The following is a 221-nucleotide window of genomic DNA, read 5'->3' on the forward strand; positions in this document are numbered from 1 at the left end:
GTATTATAAGAAGTCTTTTGAACTTAATGAATTGGCTTTGAAAATTTTACAAGCACAGGAGGAAATGAAACACATTATACATTTTGGAATTTGACTTATGCTTCATTCACTAAAGGTAAGAACGGATTGCTGCGGAGATCCTTTTTTCTAATTCGACTAATGGTGCAGTTCAAGGTAGAGAAATATTATGGTGGTGATAAAGTGGAAACAAATATTTTATT

Source organism: Bacillus sp. JJ1503 (genome assembly GCF_036965125.1).
GTDB lineage: Bacteria > Bacillota > Bacilli > Bacillales > Cytobacillaceae > Cytobacillus.